The organism is uncultured Cetobacterium sp., from assembly GCF_947038635.1.
GTDB lineage: Bacteria > Fusobacteriota > Fusobacteriia > Fusobacteriales > Fusobacteriaceae > Cetobacterium_A.
Window position 1 is genome coordinate 1 of sequence record NZ_CAMQXC010000032.1, and the last position, 19,105, is coordinate 19,105.

Consider the following 19,105-nt stretch of genomic DNA (forward strand, 5'->3'; position numbering starts at 1 on the left):
CAGGAGATTATATAAATAAACTTTTAAAAGAATATCCAAAAGCTGAAATAATTCCTGTTGATAGTGAGCACTCAGCTTTATTTCAAAGCATGCAAGGAAGTAGAAAAGAAGAGGTAAAAAATTTAATTATAACAGCTAGTGGTGGAACTTTTAGAGGGAAGACCTTAGAAGAATTAAAAGATGTAACAGTTGAGCAAGCTCTAAAACATCCGAATTGGTCTATGGGAAAGAAAATAACTATTGATTCTTCAACGCTTGTAAACAAAGGGCTAGAGGTAATAGAAGCACATATGTTATTTGGAATAGAATATGAAGACATAGAGGTTTTAGTGCATCCTCAAAGTATAATCCATTCAATGGTAGAGTTTGTAGATAATTCTATAATTGCTCAAATAGGAGCACCTGATATGAAATTACCAATTCAATATGCATTCACATATCCAGAAAGAGAAAGTAGTAGTGAATTAGAAAGATTAAGTTTAAAAAATTTAAGAGAACTTACTTTTAGTCAAATTGATAACAAAGTATTTAAAGGTGTGGAGTTAGCTTTTCAAGCTGGAAAAATAGGAAAAACAATGCCTTGTGTTTTTAACTCGGCAAATGAGGTTGCAGTAGAGTTATTTTTAAAAGGTCAAATAAAATTTTTAGAAATATATGAAATAATAGAAAAAGCTATGGAACTTCATAGAGTAAAAGAGATAGATTCTTTAGAAATAATAAAAAATGTAGACAAAGAAACAAGAAAGTGGGTTTATGATAATTATGCAAGAAAATAAAGGAAGACTTATAGTTATAGAGGGAACTGATTCAAGTGGAAAAGAAACGCAAACAGCGATGCTGTTTGAAAGGTTATCAGAAAAAATAAGTAATATAAGAAAGATATCTTTTCCAAATTATGAAAGTCCAGCGTGTGCTCCAGTAAAAATGTATTTAGCAGGAGATTTTGGGACAGATGCTGAGAAAGTAAATCCATATCCAGCTTCAACAATGTATGCAATAGATAGATACGCATCTTTCAAAACTGATTGGGGAAATTTTTATAATAGTGGTGGAGTAATCATTACAGATAGATATACAACATCAAACATGGTTCATCAAGCATCTAAAATAGATAATCCTCAAGAGAAAGAGATGTATTTATCTTGGCTAGAGGATTTAGAGTACAATAAAATGGAAATACCTAGACCAGATTTAGTTATTTTCTTAAATATGCCAACAGAAACTGCTCAAAAATTAATGGCTGAAAGAAAAAATAAAATAACTGGCGAGGACAAAAAAGATATTCATGAAAAAAATGTTGAATATCTAAAAAAATCTCATAAGAATGCGTGTGAAATATCTAAAAAATACTCTTGGAAAGAGATCAAATGCGTTGAAAATGATAGATTAAAAACAATAGAAGAGATTTCAGATGAAGTATTTGAGCTCGTAAGCGAAATTTTATAACAGGAGGAAAGATGGATATAATAATAGCGCTATTATTACTAGGATTGATAATTTTTATACATGAATTAGGACACTTTTTAGCAGCAAGATTTTTTAAAATGCCTGTTTCTGAATTTGCTATAGGAATGGGACCGGAGTTATACTCTTATTATACTGGAAAAACTCTATACTCTATTAGAATAATACCTATAGGTGGATTCGTAAATATTGATGGTATGGAAGTTGAAAGTAAAGTAGAAAATGGATTTAATAGTAAGTCACCTTTTGCAAGATTTGTGGTTTTATTTGCAGGAGTATTTATGAATTTTATGTTAGCTTTATTAGTAATTTTAGGAATAACATTTACTAGTGGAAAAGCTATTCAAAATACAAATCCAGTAGTAGGAAATATAATAAAAGAAGCAAAAGCATCAACTGTTTTAAAAGAAAATGATATTATAAAAGAGATTGATGGAACAAAAATAACTACTTGGTCGGAGATTGGTGAAACAATAGCAAAAGATTCTAAAAAGAGAGATGCTTTAGATGTAGTTATAGAAAGAGATGGAAAAACTTTAGATTTAGTAGTTCCATTAACTAAAATAAGTGAAGAAAAACCAGCTATTATGGGAATAATTCCTGAATATAAATTTGAAAAATATGGTTTTGGAGAGGGAATAAAACAATCTTTCAAAATATTTATAGGTGTATTTGAGGATACATTAGGTGGAGTTAAGATGCTTGTGACGGGAAAAGTAAAAGCTAAAGATATTAGTGGACCTGTGGGAATAGTTAAAGTTGTAGGAGAAGCAAGTAAAAGCGGAAGCTCTGGAATTTTAGTTTGGTTATTAGCAATATTATCAATAAATGTAGGAATATTTAATTTATTACCTTTTCCAGCTTTAGATGGTGGAAGAATTTTATTTGTTATTTTAGAATTAATTGGAATAAAAGTTGATAAAAAGCTTGAAGAGAGAGTTCATACAGTTGGTATGATTATGTTATTTGGGTTGATTATATTTGCAACAGCTAACGATATATTTAATATTTTTAAATTTTAAATTAAAAATAAGGACGTGATTGTGTGACAAAAAGAGATCGTATAAAAAGAACTGCAACTATTTTGTTTGCAGCTAATGGAATTAGAAATACAAAAATAGAAGATATAGCAAATGTTTTAGGAATGGCCAAAGGCGGATTCTATTACTATTTCAAAAGTAAAGAAGAATTACTACTAGAAATAATGGACAATTCAGTTATAAGTAGAAAAGAGTTTTTAAAAGAGGTTGGAGACTTAGATGTTCCATTTGAAGAGAAATTAAAAATGATTGTTAGAAGAAGGTTAACTTTAAAAGATGATAGATATAATCTATTTCTATTTGCAAAAATATATGAGAATGGAGAAATAAATCTAACATATGATGATTACATGAAGAGAGATATCATATTTAGTGAATTTTTAAATAATAATAGAGAGCATATAAAAGAAGAGTATAGAAGCGAAATAGAAAAAATTAGAACAATGTTAAGTTCATCATTAACAACTCTTTTATTATATTTAATAACTCAAACAGGAATAGAGGTAGTAGATGAGGATAGTTATAAAAGAATGGTTGAAAAATATGCAACGATTGATATAACTAGAGAGATTGAAATGTTTTATAATCTGTTTTTAAAGTCTATGTTAAATTAATTTATATATAAAATAGACATTAATGTGGAAAATGTAACAAAATAAAAAGGAAAAAAGAGAAGAAATTTGAACTAATGTTTAGAGTGAAACTCTTTGAAATAATCTAGAACAGAATTTTTTAAAAAAGTCTTGAAAAATAACAAAATATCAATTATAATACATTGTTATCGAAAATAGAAAGTAGGAGGAAAAGGATGAAAAAATCAATATTAGTAGTTTCAGAAAGAAAAGAAACATTAAAACAAGTAAGAAAAGCTTTATCAGAAGTTTATGAAATAATAACATTTAATAATTTATTAGATGCTCTAGATATGTTAAGAGAGAGTGATTTTGATGTAGTTTTATTAGATGAGTATTTAACATGGTTTAATTTTTCAGAAGCTAAAAGAAAGTTAAATGGAATAGGTAAAGATTTCGTAGTAATAGGATTACTTGATGAAGAAAATGAAGCTTTAATTCAAGAGATGAAGGAAGCAGATATCTATAACTATCTATTAAAACCAGTAGATGTTAAAGAGATGAACAGAATAATGATACCAGCTTTAAGAAGTTTAGAAATTGTAAAAGAGAAAAGAAAATTAGAAGAGAAGCTTTCAGATACAGAGGATGAAAACGAAATAATTGGACAATCTGCAAGAATTAAAGAGGTAAAAAACTTAATTGATAAAGTAGCAGAGAGTGACTTAACTGTTTTAATAACAGGAGAAAATGGAGTTGGAAAAGAGTTAATCGCTAAAGAGATATTCAAAAAGAGTGATAGAAGAAAAGAGAACTACATAACAATTTCATGTGCTTCTTTACCAGAAGATTTAATTGAAAGAGAGTTATTTGGTTATGAAAGAGGAGCGTTCTTAGGAGCAACTACAAGTAAAAAAGGAATTTTAGAAGAAGCGGATGGTGGAACTGTATTCCTTGATGAGATATCAGCAATGGATTTAAAAGCTCAATCAAAAGTTCTTAGAGTTATTGAGTATGGAGAGTTCAGAAGAGTTGGTGGAAATAAATCAAGAAGAGTAGATGTTAGATTTATAGTATCTACTAATAAGGATTTAAAAGAGGAAACAGAAAAAGGTAAATTTAGAAAAGATTTATATCATAGATTAACAGCTTTCCCAATTGAAGTAGCACCTTTAAGAGATAGAAAAGATGATATTCCTATGTTAGCAAACTATTTCTTAAATAAAATTGTAAAAGATTTAAGAAGAGAAATACCTGTTATTTCAGGAGATGCTATGAAGTATTTAATGGAATACTCATATCCAGGAAATATAAGAGAATTAAAAAATATGATTGAAAGAATGGTAATTTTATGTAACGATAGAAATATTGATGTAGAAGATTTACCGTTAGAAATAAAAATGAAATCTGATACAGTTGAAAATAAAACTGTTATTGGAGTGGGACCTTTAAAAAATATATTAGAGCAAGAGATATATGCTTTAGATGAAGTTGAAAAAGTAGTAATTGCAATGGCATTACAAAAGACAAGATGGAATAAACAAGAAACATCTAAGCTTTTAGGAATTGGAAGAACAACTCTTTATGAAAAAATCAGAAAATATGGATTAGATACGAAATAATATTTACAAAATTCTTCGGAGGGGTTAAAAATGGCAATTAGAAAGTTTAGAAAAAATATGAAACCAGTTATCTGGATAGTAACAATATTCTTTTTAATAAGTTTGATAGCAGGTTATGCAATGTCATTTAGAAGTAGTTCTGCAAATACACAACTAGCTTTTAAACTAAATGGTAAAAAAGTTACAATGGTAGAAGCACATAGATCTATGGCTATAATGTCTGAGAATTATAAAAGATATTTAGGAACTAATATAGATCCAGAGCTAATGAACACAATAGCTTTTAATGAGTTAATCAACAGAAATCTTTTATTAGAGATGGCAGATAAATTAAAGATAAAAGTTTCAGGATCAGAAGTGAGTGCTCAAATGGATCAAATAAAGGCAGCTTTTCCTGACAAAGAGCAGTTTAAAAGTGCACTTTTAAGTCAAGGATATACTACAAAAACTTTAGAAAATGAAATTAGAGAAAACTTAATACTACAAAAAGCATCAGAAGCTATAACTGCTGGAGTTCAAGTAACTCCTGCAGAGATTGATGAGTATTATGCTGATTATAAATATACAATGTTCCAAGGGAAACCATTAGAAGAAGTTAAAAGTCAAATAGAGCAAGCTTTAAAAATGCAAAAAGGTGCTGAAGCATATGCAAAAGATATGTCCGAAGCTAGAGCAAAAATGAAGTTAGAGGATTTAGATAAAAACTTCGATGCTTATGTAGAAAAAGAGTCTTTTGAATTTGATGGAGTTAAAGTAAGCAACGTTGAGTTTGATAAAAGAGTTCTAAATACATTAGCAATGACTAAAGGTGATTTAGAAGGAGCAAAAGAGTTAGCAAAATCATCGATTGAATCAGAGATAAAGTTATTAAAGGCATCTGAAGCTAAAGGTATAAAAGTAGATTCTGTTTTACCTTTAGATTTACAAGTTGCAAATGCTGTAAAAGAACTATATAGTAAATTAAAATCAGAAGTAACATATACTCAAAATGATTTAAAAGAATTCTTTGAAGAGAATCAATTAAATTATGATACATTAGAGAGTGCTGATGCAAATGTCGCTATTTTAAAAGTTCAGCCAACAGAAAGTGATGATCAAAAAGCAAAAGAAAAAGCTGAAGATCTTTTAAAGAAAGTTAATAAGAATAATTTTGCAGAGATGGCTAAAAACTTCTCAGATGGACCAAGTGGTCCTACAGGAGGAGCTTTAGGAACTTTTAAAAAGGGAGATATGGTAAAACCTTTTGAGGATGCAGCTTTTGCAGGAACTCCTGGAGAGATTTATCCAGAAGTTGTAAAAACTCAATTTGGATATCATATAATTTTTGTACAAGAGAAAGATGATAAAGCTGAAACAGTTACAGCAAGCCATATTTTAATTATTCCAGAACCATCAGAAGAAACAATAAATTCAAAAGATACTCAAATTGCTCAAATCGTTAAAGATTTAACAGATAAAACAATAACATTTGATGATTTGAAAAATGATAAAGATATCGTTTTCTCTGAGAAAATAGATGGAATTACAAAAGAAGGATATATTCCAGGATTAGGATATAATGAAGAGTTAGCAAAAGCTATTTATGATTCTAAAGTTGGAGATGTTGGATTTATTAAAGATCAGAAAGATTTTATAATCTATAAAAAAGATTCACAAACAGATGAGAAAAAAGCAGATTTCCAAGAATTTGAAAATCAAGTAAAAACAGATTATATTAATGCAAAGGCTCAAGAAGCTTTAAAAGAGATTGAGTTAAGTACACAAAATACAGAAAATTAAAAAAATGAGAAGGATTTTTAAAAATCCTTCTTTTTATTTAAAAAAAAATTGCATATTTACCAAAAATATAATATAATTTAGGATAGAGCGGTTTGCTCTTAAATATTTTTTACTTAAAAATCTAAGAGATTAGGAGAATATTGATGAAATATAAATCAGAAGATATTGATTTATTGTTACAACAATTACATATTGAAGAGGTTGTAGGAGAATTTGTTGATTTAAAGAAAACAGGAGCTAACTTTAAAGGTTTGTGTCCTTTTCACCAAGATAACAATCCCTCATTTGTGGTAAGTCCAAATAAAAATATATGCAAATGTTTTGTTTGTGGCGCAGGTGGGAATCCTATAAAATTCTATTCAGAGTATAAAAAAATATCTTTTGTTGAAGCAGTAGAAGAGTTAGCAAATAAATATAATATTCCAATAAAAAAAGTAGGAAATAGTAAAGTTAATGAAAATAAAGAGTATTATGAAATTATGGAAGAAGCTCACAACTATTACAAAGAGGAGATGTTTAAAAATACAGCTCGTGATGCTTTAGAATATCTATCTAAAAGAAAGATAAACCCAAAATTAATAAAAGAGAATGAAATAGGATATGCCCCCAACGAATGGACAGGGCTTTATGATTATCTTATAAAAAAGGGGTTTGAAAAAAAGAAGATATTTGATTTAGGATTAGCTAAAGAAAATGAAAAAGGAATTTATGATGCTTTTAGAAATAGGATTATTTTTCCAATATACTCAGTTTCAGGTAAGATTATAGCTTTTGGTGGTAGATCTTTAGAAGATAGTAAGGACATTCCAAAATATATAAATTCACAGGAAACACCTATTTTCTCAAAAGGAAAAAACTTATATGGTTTTATCCAAAAAGGAAGTAACATTAAAAAGAAGAATTATTCGATTCTAATGGAAGGGTATATGGATGTCTTATCAAGTCATTCTTATGGATTTGATGTGGCTTTAGCACCATTGGGAACAGCTTTAACAGAAGAACAAGCACATCTATTAAAAAAATATACTAATAATGTAATACTTTCTTTTGATATGGATGAAGCTGGACAAAAAGCTACTGAGAGATCTATACTTATTTTAAAATCAGCAGGATTCAATATAAGAGTACTATTATATAAAGATGCAAAAGATCCTGATGATTACTTAAAAAAATATGGAAAAGAGGCGTTTTTAAAAGTTGTAAAAGATTCTTTAGAAGCTTTTGATTATCTTTATTTAAGATATTCATCTGAGTATAGTTTAGAAGATCATATGTCAAAACAAAATTTCATAAATAGATTTAAAGATTTTTTTCAATGTTTAGAAAGTGATTTAGAAAGAAGTTTATACATCGATAAATTAGGTAAATCATTAAATATTGAGTTAGATGTACTAAAATCTATTTTAATAACAAACAATAAAAAAAGAATAAAAAATACTTACGAAAAAAAAGAGGAAAGTAAGGATTTAGACGAAAAAGGACTATATAATCTAGAGAAGTTAACATTAGCATTGGTTCTTTCTCAAAATGAGTACATTGAAGATTTTAGGGATAAAGAGATTAGTAGTAGTTTAGGGAAAAAAATATTTCAATATATAGAGTTTTTAAAAGAAAATCAAGAAAAAAGTTCTAACATAATAAAGGATATAATATTAACGGGAAATTTGAGTCAGAATGAAGAGAAAGAGCTAGTAAATATATCGTTACTTTCTATAGATGACTACTCAAATAAATTGGATATAGAAAAAGGGTTTCAAATTATTTTTATGTCATGGTTTATTTTAGAATTAAAAGAAGCATTAAAAGAGAGAAGTAACTTATTAAAACATATTAAGCTAAAGAAAATAGAGGATAAATTGAAACAACATATTGAGTTCAATGACCTTCGTGCATTGTATGATGAATTTAAAAGTATCAATGCTTAAAATTTTGAGAGACAATTTTATTCAATAGAGGAGGCTTCAACTAATGAAGGAGTTTATAAAAAATGAAAAGGTTTTAGCTTTATTAAGAAAGGCAATGGAAAATAAAGTAATAAGCTATGAAGAGATTAATAGCCAATTAAGTGCAGATTTTCCGCCAGAAAGAATAGAGTTTTTAATAAATGGAATGACAGAACAGGGAATAAAAATCATTTCCCAAGAAGAAGTAAAGAAACAGGAAAATATTAAGAGAAAAGACGATGGTAGAAAAGATGTAAAAAAAGTTATAACTCCACTATTAAAAAGACCTGTTGTTGAATTAGATGAAGATGAGGACGAAGAGGAAAAAAGTAGCACTACTGAATATTCAGATGATTTCGATTTTAATCCAGATGAAATTGAAGAGGTAACTGAAGATGATTTAGTAAATGATGATTTATTTAGTATAACTGGTGAAATGGAAGTAGACGAACCTATAAAGATGTATTTAAGAGAGATTGGACAGATTCCGTTATTAACTCATGAAGAGGAGCTAGGATACGCAAAAGCAGCTCTAGAAGGGGACGAATACTCTCAGCAACAGCTTATTGAAGCAAACCTTAGACTAGTTGTAAGTATAGCTAAAAAACATACAAATAGAGGTTTAAAGTTATTAGATTTAATTCAAGAAGGAAATATAGGATTAATGAAAGCGGTAGAAAAATTTGAGTATAGTAAGGGATATAAATTCTCTACATATGCTACTTGGTGGATAAGACAAGCTATTACAAGAGCAATAGCTGACCAAGGAAGAACAATTCGTATACCAGTTCATATGATAGAAACTATTAATAAAATTAAAAAAGAAGCTAGAATATACCTTCAAGAAACAGGAAAAGATGCTACTCCAGAAGTTTTAGCTGATAGATTAGGAATGGAAGTTGAAAAAATTAAAAGTATTCAAGAAATGAACCAAGATCCAATATCTTTAGAAACTCCAGTAGGAAGTGAAGAAGATAGTGAGTTAGGAGATTTCGTAGAAGATAATAAAATGCAAAATCCATATGAATTAACAAATAGAACTTTACTTAGAGAGCAATTAAATGATGTTTTAAAAACTTTAAGTAGCAGAGAAGAACAAGTTTTAATCTTTAGATACGGATTAAATGATGGTGCACCAAAAACTCTAGAAGAGGTTGGAAAAATATTTAAAGTAACAAGAGAGAGAATCAGACAAATAGAGGTTAAAGCACTTAGAAAATTAAGACATCCAAGCAGAAGAAAGAAACTAGAAGATTTTAAAGTATAAAACAATATGGGGGAGATTTCTATCCCCCATTTTATTATGAACTAAAAAAGGGGACACTATGAAGATAAAAGCATTTGAAAAAGAGATATTAGAAAATTGTATTGATGATAAAGACTTTGTAAAATTTTTAAAAGAGAATTCAAATTTAAAATTAGAATTAGAAACTGTAGATATAAGAAAAGAAGAAAAAGTAGAAGAGAATAGTTACGTAGTAGAAGGAATTGTAGGAGAGTATTTAGAAGAAATCTCTTATATTCAGCCACTTTCAAAAGAGGAGCTAAAAACTACTTTAGAAACTTTAGATGAAGAGGAAAGTGCACACAGATTAATAGAGAGTAATTTAAGAGAAGTTGCAAATATAGCTTTTGATTATTTAATAGCTGGAATTGATTATTTAGATCTAATTCAAGAGGGAAATATTGGAGTAATAAAAGCTTTAGAAGAGTATAGACCATCAAATGGAGATATTTTAGAGTATATTAAGTTATGGGCTAGAAGAGAGATGTTACTATTTGTGGATGAAAAAGTAGAAACAGAAAAATATATGTATAAAGGATACTTCTCAAAAAGAAAAGAGGAGTTAATAGAGCATGAGATTGTAGCAGAATTAGAGGAAGAAGAGATTGATGAAATTCCTTTAGATGAAAAATCAGAGATTATAGAGGAAAAAATAAATGAAGTTGAAAAGCTTGATTATAACTCAGTTCTTAAAAAAATATCTCACTTAGAAGAGGAGATTTTAAAAAGATATTATGGACTAATTGGAGATAAAAGAGAATCTCTATTTGAAATTGAAAATGCATTAGATTTAAAAAGAGGCGAAGGTGAGCAGCTATTTGAAGAGGCTCTAACAAAAATATCTTTAGGAGGAGGAAGAAGTTTAAAGATATGAAGCTAAGTAAAATTATAAATTTTTTAGAAGAGAAATTTCCAATCTCTTTAGCTGAAGATTGGGATAATGTAGGGTTATTAATAGGAAAAAGGGATTCGAAAATAACAGGAATTTTATTATCATTAGATTTAACAGAGAGTGTTATTGATAAAGCGATTGAAACAGGTGCAAATCTAATAATAACGCATCACCCGGTAATCTTTACATCTTTGAAAAAGATAACTAATGATACTTTAATAGGACGAAAAATAGTAAAATTAATAGAGAATGGAATTTCAGTATATTCAATGCATACAAATTTGGATTCAGGGAAATCAGGATTAAATGATTTTTTAGGTGAGAATATACTTGGAATGAAAAATGGAAAGATACTTGATCCAATGGAAAGCAATGGAAGAGAGTATGGAATTGGAAGAATTTATAAATTAGATGAAAGTTTAAGTATAGAAAATTTATCAAATTTATTGAAAGAAAAGTTAAATTTAAATAGTATAAATGTAGTGAGATCAAAAGAGGAAAGAGAGATAAAAAAGATCTCTTTAGTCAGTGGGGCAGGGGCGTCTTATTGGAGAAAAGCTAAAAAATTAGGAGCACAAGTTCTAATTACAGGAGATATAAAATATCATGAAGCTATGGATGCAAGAGAAGAAAATTTTACTTTGATTGATATTGGTCATTTTGAGAGTGAATGGATATTTTCAAACTTGTTGGAAAGTTTATTGAAAAAAGAGTTTGAAATAGAAATTTCAATATATAATGATGGTCCAGTATTTCAAAAAATGTAAGGAGAACATAGGATGCTAAAAAAAGTTATGGTAGGTTCATTGATATTTTCTACTTTGGTCCTTGGAAAAATAAATGATTATAGAAATGTTTTTTCAGAAGATGATAAATCAAATTTATTGACAGTTGTAGAAACTTTCCAAGAAAAAACAGGAGATAAACTTTATCTGAATACTTTAGAAGAAAATGAAGGTTTTGAGGCAGATGAACAAGAGAAAACAGTTATTGTAAATTTAATAAAAAACAATGAAAATGATGTTTTAAAGGTACAACTAAAAATTTCACAAGATTTAAATCCTGAAGATATGGCTTCGGATCTATCATTATTATTAACAAATGTGGAAGAGTATGTAGGGGAAAAAAATGAGACTCTGATAGCAACAAATCTAGTTGAAGGATTACAAGAGATATTTGTAGCAACATCTGATTCTCAAGAGAATAGTAAAGATTTAGAACAGATGTCACTAGGGACTAAGGTATTTTTAGGAATTTTGTTGACATTTTTAGTATTATCTATTAGAATAATACAGGTAAAAAGAAAAAAGAAAAAATACAAGTTAAAAAGTGATAGGTATTAGAGTTAATCGCTTGCGTTAGCAAGAGGAAAGTCCGGGCTCCACAGAGCGAAAAGGGTAGCTAACGGCTACTAAAGGAAACTTTAAGGAAAGTGCCACAGAAAATAGACCGCTACATTTTGTAGTAAGGGTGAAAAGGCGGTGTAAGAGACCACCAGTTCTTTAGGAGACTAAAGAAGCTAGGTAAACCCCCTTTGGAGCAAGACTAAATAGGAGAGAATAGGGGCTGCTCGTCCTCTCTCAGGGTAAGTTGCTTGAAGCTATAAGCAATTATAGCTCTAGATAAATGATTGACAAATACAAAACCCGGCTTATTTAATGCCTATCAATAATAAACAACTGAGTCAAGAAATTTTATATAAATTCCTTGGCTTTATTTTTTATATAAAATCTTATTAGGAGAAAATTGTTATGAAAAAAATGAAAATAGCAATAGGAGTAGTATTATTAGCACTAGTAGGGTGTACTCCTTTAGAAAAGAAAATAAGTGATGAGGAAAGAATTTTACTGCCATCAGTTCCAAAGCAAGCTTATGATGTAAGTATATCAACTATGCCAGAAGGTGAATTTATACCTCAAACAGATATAATTCATACAGGTCAAAATGTGGCTTTAGCAGAAAATGCAGTAACAGAGATTACTTTAAATGGAATAGATCAAGTAAATATAGCAAAAAAACAAGTTAGAAATAAATTAGCTTATAATGGCAATTCAACAGTACCTTTTACAGGAACATTTGCAGCAGTAGTAGGTGTTCATAAGCACTATACTGAAGAATATAGAGACGGAAAATTAAACGGTTATAAGGTATGGTATTCAGAAGCAGGAAGAGTTGGATTAAAAGAGCCTTATGCAAATGGAGTTAAAAACGGAGTTCAAGAAACATACTATAGAAATACAGGAAATATACGTTCGAGAATAACGTATTCAGGTGGAAGAATATCTGGACCAGCAACATGGTATGACAATACAGGAAAAATATTACATCAAGAGGATTTTAAAGGTGGAAATGGAGAATGGATTGCATATTGGGATAATGGAAAAATTAGAGAAAAGGGAAGATTAGCAGGTGGACTTCAAAACGGAGAGTGGAGAAGTTATACACCAAAAGGTGAATTAGAAAAAATTACAAACTATAGAAATGGATCGCCTTTATCGCAAGAGTGGTTAAAATAAATTAGTTGACAAAATATATAAAAAATGATAAGATAAACAGTAGATTAAGCTTGGATAAGGTCGTCAGCAACCGAATCTAGCGATCTTTATACTTTTGGAGGTGTTAGAATGTACGCAGTTATAAAAACTGGAGGAAAACAGTACAAAGTTGCAGTAGGTGAAGTATTAAGAGTTGAAAAACTAAATGCTGAGGTTAACACAACTGTAGAATTAACAGAGGTTCTTTTAGTATCAAACAATGGAGAGGTTAAAGTTGGAACTCCTGTTGTTGAAGGTGCTAAAGTAGTTGCAGAGGTTGTTGCTCAAGGTAAAGGAGCTAAAGTTGTTAACTTCAAATACAAGCCAAAGACTGGATATCACAGAAAGAAAGGTCATAGACAACTTTTCACTGAGATCAAAGTTACTGCAATCAATGCATAATTAATTTATGACAAAGATTGAAATATTAAAAAAAAATGGTAAAGTAGTTAGATACAGAGCCAATGGTCATGCTGAATACGCTGAGTACGGGCAAGATATTGTTTGTGCCGCAATTTCCATGGCAATGCAATTTCCGTTAGGAGGATTGCAAGAGATTTTGGATATTACTCCAAAATTTGAAATTGACTCCGATGGGTACTTAGACGTTGATATGAGGGGAATGGATTTTTCTAACAAAGAAAAAGAGGTTCATGTATTATTAGATACAATGGTATTGATGTTGAAAGAACTATCTAAGGGTTATCCTAAACACATAAAGCTTGTAGAGAAGGAGGAAATTTAGATGCTATTTACATTAAATATACAATTATTTGCGAAGAAAAAAGGACAAGGTTCTGTTAAGAACGGAAGAGATTCTAATCCAAATTACCTTGGAGTTAAAAAGTATGATGGAGAGGTTGTAAAAGCTGGAAACATCATCGTTAGACAAAGAGGAAACAAATTCCACGCTGGAAACAACATGGGATGTGGAAAAGATCATACTCTATTCGCATTAATCGATGGATACGTAAAGTTCGAGAGATTAGGAAGAGACAAGAAGCAAGTTTCAGTTTACGCTGAGAAAGCTAACTAAGATTTTAAAAGGAGAGATTAATATCTCTCCTTTTTTTCATACCTCATATATATCTAAATTATTTTTTACTAAATATTCCAAGAATTCCTCCTGAGATTAAAAGAGCGATATCTTTTAATAAAGAAGCTAGATTAAAATGACCAGAGTATGCTAAATATTTAGATTCCCATTGAGGTACAAATTTATCTTTGAACTGTTTTAATCCCTCAAAATTATAGAAGTTTCCACCATGATTAAATAGAAATACACTAAGTTTATTCCATAGTGGAGCCAGCTCACCACCATATATTCCCGCAAGTGGAGCCATTCCTAAACTAAAACGTTCGTATTCATTTTCTTTTGACCAGTTTATTATTTTGATAAATAAATATTCCATAGTTCCAGATGGAGCAGATTCAACATATCTCATTAAATCAATAGCAACTTCATTTTTATTTTCAGTACTTAATAAATTTGAAAAAGCAATTAATTCGTTATTTTCATTGTATAAAAGTGCTACTTTAAAATTTTTAAGATAGTCTAAATTGAAACTTCCTAAAGAAAAACTTTTTTCTTTTGCTTTTTTATTTTTCAGCCAATTATTAGAAACCTCTTCTAGTTGACTTTCAATCCCTTCAATAGAATCAACAACTTTAAAAGTGAAGTTCATTTTCTCAAATTTATTAAAAGTATATCTAATTTTTTTATATAGTGGTGTTGAAATATCATAATCTTTTAGATTAACGATAGCTTCCTCACCAATTTTAATTATTTTCAAACCTAGTTCTAAATATTCAGAAAGATGATCTTTAGAAATTTCATAGAAAGCTATATTTTTTCCACTTTGTTTCCCAATTCGATAAAAATCTTGTATAATCTCACGAAAATGTTTTTTATCACCGATGGGGTCTCCCATAGATATAAGGTTTCCATTGGTATTTCCATACATTATAAAAGAATCTTTCCCCTTATCAAAGAGAATTGATTTGTCTGGTAGTAGAGCTAGAGAAGCATAGCTATTATCACTTGATTTAATTATTTTTTTTATTTCATTTATAACTTTAGAGCTTGGTATTTTTTCTACACTTAATACGGTATTGAAAAAATTAAAAACTAAAAAGACACAAAATATAGATAGTGAGATGAAACTATTTCTTAAAAAAATAGTATAATGTCTATTTAAAACTAAATGCCACCAAACTTCTTTTTTATATTCTACTGTTTTAAAAGAGTAAAAACCAAAAAAGATACTAAGTAAGATAACAAGCAAAGTAAACAGTACCCACTTTATAGATAATCGATCCTTTAAAATTGAAGATTTTCTATAAAAACGATCTTTAGATGGAACTAATAAAATCAAAATAAAACTGAAAAAGGCTGCTTCTAAATAATTAAAGCCTTTAAAGAAACTAAAAAATATTGCAAATATAAAAGCAATAATAGAAAGATAGTAAGCACTATCTAACCTTCTATAAATTCCATAAGCTAATATAAGAAGAAATGTTCCAATTATATTAGATGAAAGATGAGATAAAGTTATAATATCTCCAGGCAAAACAGAGTAGATAAATTTGATATACCTTACATCAAATCTTGATGAATTTGAAAATATAATAAGTGTTCCAGATAAAAAGATTAAAATACTTAAAATGTCAGGAAAAATCCTTTTTAAAATAAAGTGTAACTGTTTCATAAATATAAAATCCCTCCTCTAATAAACAAAAGGTGAGCTAGCTAGCTCACCTAAAATTATAAATTAATCATTAAGTTTAAGAACAGATACGAATGCCTCTTGAGGAATCTCTACGTTTCCAATTTGTTTCATTCTTTTCTTTCCTTCTTTTTGCTTCTCTAAAAGCTTTTTCTTTCTAGAAATATCTCCACCATAACACTTAGCAAGAACGTTCTTTCTATAGGCTTTAATAGTTTCTCTAGCTATTATTTTAGCTCCTAATGCAGCTTGAATAGGTACTTCGAATTGTTGTCTAGGAATAATTTCCTTTAACTTTTCACAAATAGCTCTTCCTCTAGATGCAGCATGGTCAGTGTGAGCAATAAATGAGAATGCGTCAACAACATTTCCTGAAACTAGAATATCAACTTTAACAAGAGAAGATTCTTTATAACCAATCATCTCATATTCAAATGAAGCATATCCCTTAGTTCTAGATTTTAACTTATCGTAGAAGTCAATAACAATTTCTGCAAGAGGTAACTCATAGATTACCATTGTTCTGTTATCATCTATATACTTCATATCAATATAAGTTCCTCTTTTTTCTTGGCAAAGCTCCATAACGTTTCCTACATAATCTTTTGGAGTAAGAATACTTCCTTTTATATATGGTTCTTCAACACAGAATTTAGCTCTTCCACCTTCAGGAAAATCACAAGGGTTATCAATAACATATGTTTCTTTTCCTTCTAAAGTGATTCTATACTCAACTGAAGGAGAAGTAGAGATTAAATCTATATTATACTCTCTTCTAAGTCTTTCAACAATGATTTCCATGTGTAGTAATCCTAAGAATCCACATCTAAATCCAAATCCTAAAGCAAGAGATGTTTCAGGGATGAATGTTAAAGATGCGTCATTTAATTGAAGTTTTTCTAAAGCTTCTCTTAAATCTTCATAATCATCAGTAGATATAGGGTATAATCCAGCAAATACCATTGATTGAGCAGCTCTAAATCCTTCTAAAGGCTCAGCACAAGGTCTTTTAGCATGAGTAACAGTATCTCCTACTTGAGTATCTTGAATAGTCTTAATACCAGTTATAATATATCCAACAGATCCAGAACTTAACTCAGGCTGCTCTTTTTTAGTTGGAGCAAAAATACCACACTCAAGTACATCAAACTCTTTTCCAGTTGACCAAATTTTAATTTTATCTCCTTTTTTAATAGAACCATCAAGAACTTTAACATAAGTTATAACTCCACGATAGTCGTCAAATAAAGAGTCAAAAATCATAGCTTTTAAAGGAGCTTCCTCATCAAAAGTTGGAGCAGGAACTCTTTCAACAATAGCTTCTAAAAGTTCGTCAATTCCAATTCCAGCTTTAGCTGAAACTAAAACAGCGTTATCTGCAGGTAATCCAATAATATCCTCAATTTCATTTTTAACTTTATCTACATCAGCAGCAGGTAAGTCAATTTTGTTGATAACAGGTACAATATCAAGATTGTTCTCAAGAGCTAAGTAAACATTAGCTAGTGTTTGAGCTTCTACACCTTGAGCAGCATCTACAACTAGAAGAGCTCCTTCACATGCAGATAACGAACGAGAAACTTCATATATAAAGTCAACGTGTCCTGGAGTATCAATAAGATTTAATTCATACTCATTTCCATCTTTAGCAGTATATTTTAAAGTAACAGCCTGAGCTTTTATTGTAATTCCCTTTTCTCTTTCTAACTCCATTGAATCAAGAAGTTGTTCTTTCATTTCTCTTTCAGTAACAGTTCCAGTAGCTTGAAGTAGTCTATCAGCTACAGTTGATTTACCGTGATCTATATGTGCTATAATTGAAAAGTTTCTTTTAAATTTTTGTAACACAATATCCTCCTCTAAATATATTTCTTCACACTATATTATAAAAGAATTATCAAAAAAAATCAATCTAAATTAAATAATAGCTTGACTTTATGAAGGTTTTTAGAATATCATTAAAGAAGAATATAAAAAAATAAGGGGGATTAATAAATGATCTTTGGACAAATGAATGAATTGAAGTTTTATAAGGGAATTTCTAGTGGCCTAGATATGGCTATAGAGGCTATTGAAAACGGAAGTTATAGAAATGGGATAGTAGGAAAAAATGAATTAGATGGAGATAATGTGTTTTTTAATCTTCAAGAGTGTAAGACTAAAGTTTTAGAAGAGTGTTTCTTTGAAGGACATAAAAAATATATAGATATTCACATTGTAATAGATGGTGAAGAGGGAATTGGTTACTCTTTAAAAGATTCACTAAAGGAAAAAACTGAATATAATGAAGAGAGTGATTTCCAAGTTTTAGAAGGAACTGAAGAGTATAGATTTAATATGACTAAGGATAACTTTTTAATAGTTTTCCCAGATGAGCCTCATATGCCATTAATTGCAAAAAATAATGAGCCTAATGAATTAAAGAAAGTAGTATTTAAGATAAAGTACTAAGAAGAAGGAAGAAATGGAACAAATTAATAATAAACTGTTTTTATGGATAAGTTTGCTGGCTTTTTTAGGTGGAGGTATGAATGCCTTTGCAATATTGGAATTTTCTCTAACTGCAAGCCATATAACGGGAAGTGTAACAAGAATCTCAACGGATTTAGCTTACTTTAATATACCACATCTTAAAATAATGTTAGGGTTAGTGGTATCATTTTTTACTGGAGCGATAGTTTCAGGAATTATTATAGGATCAGGAAGAGATTTTGAACTAAGAAAAAGATATGGAGATACCTTTATATTTATAGGAGTATTATTAAAACTTTTAGATATATATCTATATACTGAAGTTTTATTTGTGTTTATTCTTGCCTTTTCTTTAGGATTACAAAATGGTCTATTTATACGTTATAGAGGTATGGTAATTAGAACAACTCATATGACTGGAACTGTGACAGATTTAGGTGTTGTAATAGGACATTATTTAAGAGGAAATAGAGAGATAACTTGGAAAATGAAGTATTATGCTATGAATATACTTTCTTTTATAACTGGAGGTCTTTTAGTTGGACTAGGACTAAAGTATTTAGGAAGAGGAATATTAAACTATATGTCAATAGCGTATATTTTGAGTGGAGCTTATTATTTCTTATTAAGAGATAGATATTATAAAATGAAAAGGTAGGAGAGTAAAAATGGAAAGATATTTTATAACAATAGAGGAAAAAAAAGAGGTAGTAGATAAATACCCAACTCTTGAGTGTGAAAATTCAATAGGAATGATGATAGATGACTATATGTCT

The 19,105-nt window shown here is 29.2% G+C and carries 19 protein-coding genes and 1 other RNA gene; 18 read left to right on the forward strand and 2 right to left on the reverse strand.

Annotation, left to right across the window (positions count from 1 at the left end):
* From dxr to rpmA, 16 genes are all read left to right on the forward strand, one after another.
* Positions 1 to 776 (forward strand): 1-deoxy-D-xylulose-5-phosphate reductoisomerase (gene dxr, locus Q0V08_RS04895; protein WP_297432601.1); only part of this gene is annotated, 776 nt, incomplete at its 5' end.
* The gene (locus tag Q0V08_RS04900) at positions 754 to 1,446 is read left to right on the forward strand and encodes a thymidylate kinase (RefSeq protein WP_297432603.1); all 693 of its coding nucleotides are present in this window, start codon (positions 754 to 756) and stop codon (positions 1,444 to 1,446) included. The genes dxr and Q0V08_RS04900, both read left to right, overlap by 23 nt.
* A gap of 11 nt (positions 1,447 to 1,457) precedes the next feature.
* A complete protein-coding gene (locus tag Q0V08_RS04905; RefSeq protein ID WP_297432605.1) occupies positions 1,458 to 2,486 on the forward strand; it encodes a M50 family metallopeptidase in 1,029 nt (342 codons plus the stop codon).
* 23 nt (positions 2,487 to 2,509) lie between these two features.
* On the forward strand, positions 2,510 to 3,118 hold the full coding sequence (locus Q0V08_RS04910) for a helix-turn-helix domain-containing protein (protein ID WP_297432606.1): 609 nt from the start codon (positions 2,510 to 2,512) through the stop codon (positions 3,116 to 3,118).
* Between the two features lie 194 nt (positions 3,119 to 3,312).
* Entirely contained in the window at positions 3,313 to 4,698 is a 1,386-nt protein-coding gene (locus tag Q0V08_RS04915; RefSeq protein WP_023049927.1) for a sigma-54 dependent transcriptional regulator, read from the forward strand.
* 30 nt (positions 4,699 to 4,728) lie between these two features.
* Entirely contained in the window at positions 4,729 to 6,477 is a 1,749-nt protein-coding gene (locus Q0V08_RS04920) for a peptidylprolyl isomerase (RefSeq protein ID WP_297432609.1), read from the forward strand.
* 143 nt (positions 6,478 to 6,620) lie between these two features.
* A complete protein-coding gene (gene dnaG / locus Q0V08_RS04925) occupies positions 6,621 to 8,402 on the forward strand; it encodes a DNA primase (RefSeq protein ID WP_297432611.1) in 1,782 nt (593 codons plus the stop codon).
* A gap of 43 nt (positions 8,403 to 8,445) precedes the next feature.
* The gene (gene rpoD, locus Q0V08_RS04930; RefSeq protein ID WP_297432613.1) at positions 8,446 to 9,687 is read left to right on the forward strand and encodes an RNA polymerase sigma factor RpoD; all 1,242 of its coding nucleotides are present in this window, start codon (positions 8,446 to 8,448) and stop codon (positions 9,685 to 9,687) included.
* Between the two features lie 58 nt (positions 9,688 to 9,745).
* Entirely contained in the window at positions 9,746 to 10,579 is an 834-nt protein-coding gene (locus Q0V08_RS04935; protein WP_297432615.1) for a sigma-70 family RNA polymerase sigma factor, read from the forward strand.
* Positions 10,576 to 11,364, forward strand: coding sequence for a Nif3-like dinuclear metal center hexameric protein (locus Q0V08_RS04940; protein ID WP_297432617.1), 789 nt, complete (start codon positions 10,576 to 10,578; stop codon positions 11,362 to 11,364). Before Q0V08_RS04935 ends, Q0V08_RS04940 begins: the two co-directional genes overlap by 4 nt.
* Positions 11,365 to 11,376: 12 nt before the next feature.
* On the forward strand, positions 11,377 to 11,940 hold the full coding sequence (locus Q0V08_RS04945) for a hypothetical protein (RefSeq protein ID WP_023049933.1): 564 nt from the start codon (positions 11,377 to 11,379) through the stop codon (positions 11,938 to 11,940).
* Positions 11,930 to 12,267: RNase P RNA component class A (gene rnpB, locus Q0V08_RS04950), an RNA gene on the forward strand. Before Q0V08_RS04945 ends, rnpB begins: the two co-directional genes overlap by 11 nt.
* Positions 12,268 to 12,348: 81 nt before the next feature.
* Positions 12,349 to 13,113, forward strand: coding sequence for a hypothetical protein (locus Q0V08_RS04955; RefSeq protein WP_297432619.1), 765 nt, complete (start codon positions 12,349 to 12,351; stop codon positions 13,111 to 13,113).
* A 108-nt stretch (positions 13,114 to 13,221) separates the two neighbouring features.
* Positions 13,222 to 13,533 carry a 50S ribosomal protein L21 gene (gene rplU / locus Q0V08_RS04960; protein WP_023049935.1) on the forward strand — a complete coding sequence of 104 codons (312 nt, stop codon included), beginning with the start codon at positions 13,222 to 13,224 and terminating at the stop codon, positions 13,531 to 13,533.
* A 7-nt stretch (positions 13,534 to 13,540) separates the two neighbouring features.
* Positions 13,541 to 13,876: a ribosomal-processing cysteine protease Prp gene (locus Q0V08_RS04965; protein WP_023049936.1), complete on the forward strand. Its 336-nt coding sequence runs from the start codon at positions 13,541 to 13,543 to the stop codon at positions 13,874 to 13,876.
* Entirely contained in the window at positions 13,877 to 14,167 is a 291-nt protein-coding gene (gene rpmA, locus Q0V08_RS04970) for a 50S ribosomal protein L27 (protein ID WP_023049937.1), read from the forward strand. It begins immediately after the preceding gene.
* A 58-nt stretch (positions 14,168 to 14,225) separates the two neighbouring features.
* Here the strand turns inward: rpmA and Q0V08_RS04975 are convergent, their stop codons facing one another.
* Both Q0V08_RS04975 and lepA read right to left on the reverse strand, forming a co-directional pair.
* Positions 14,226 to 15,839 (reverse strand): phosphatidylglycerol lysyltransferase domain-containing protein, encoded by a 1,614-nt coding sequence (locus Q0V08_RS04975; protein ID WP_297432622.1) that lies wholly within the window; start codon positions 15,837 to 15,839, stop codon positions 14,226 to 14,228.
* A gap of 63 nt (positions 15,840 to 15,902) precedes the next feature.
* Positions 15,903 to 17,705, reverse strand: coding sequence for a translation elongation factor 4 (gene lepA / locus Q0V08_RS04980; RefSeq protein ID WP_297432624.1), 1,803 nt, complete (start codon positions 17,703 to 17,705; stop codon positions 15,903 to 15,905).
* Positions 17,706 to 17,852: 147 nt separating this feature from the next.
* Between lepA and Q0V08_RS04985 the strand changes: the two genes are divergently transcribed.
* Both Q0V08_RS04985 and Q0V08_RS04990 read left to right on the forward strand, forming a co-directional pair.
* A complete protein-coding gene (locus Q0V08_RS04985) occupies positions 17,853 to 18,308 on the forward strand; it encodes a YhcH/YjgK/YiaL family protein (protein WP_297432626.1) in 456 nt (151 codons plus the stop codon).
* A gap of 13 nt (positions 18,309 to 18,321) precedes the next feature.
* A complete protein-coding gene (locus Q0V08_RS04990) occupies positions 18,322 to 18,987 on the forward strand; it encodes a YoaK family protein (RefSeq protein ID WP_257162841.1) in 666 nt (221 codons plus the stop codon).
* The last annotated feature ends 118 nt before the right edge of the window (positions 18,988 to 19,105 follow it).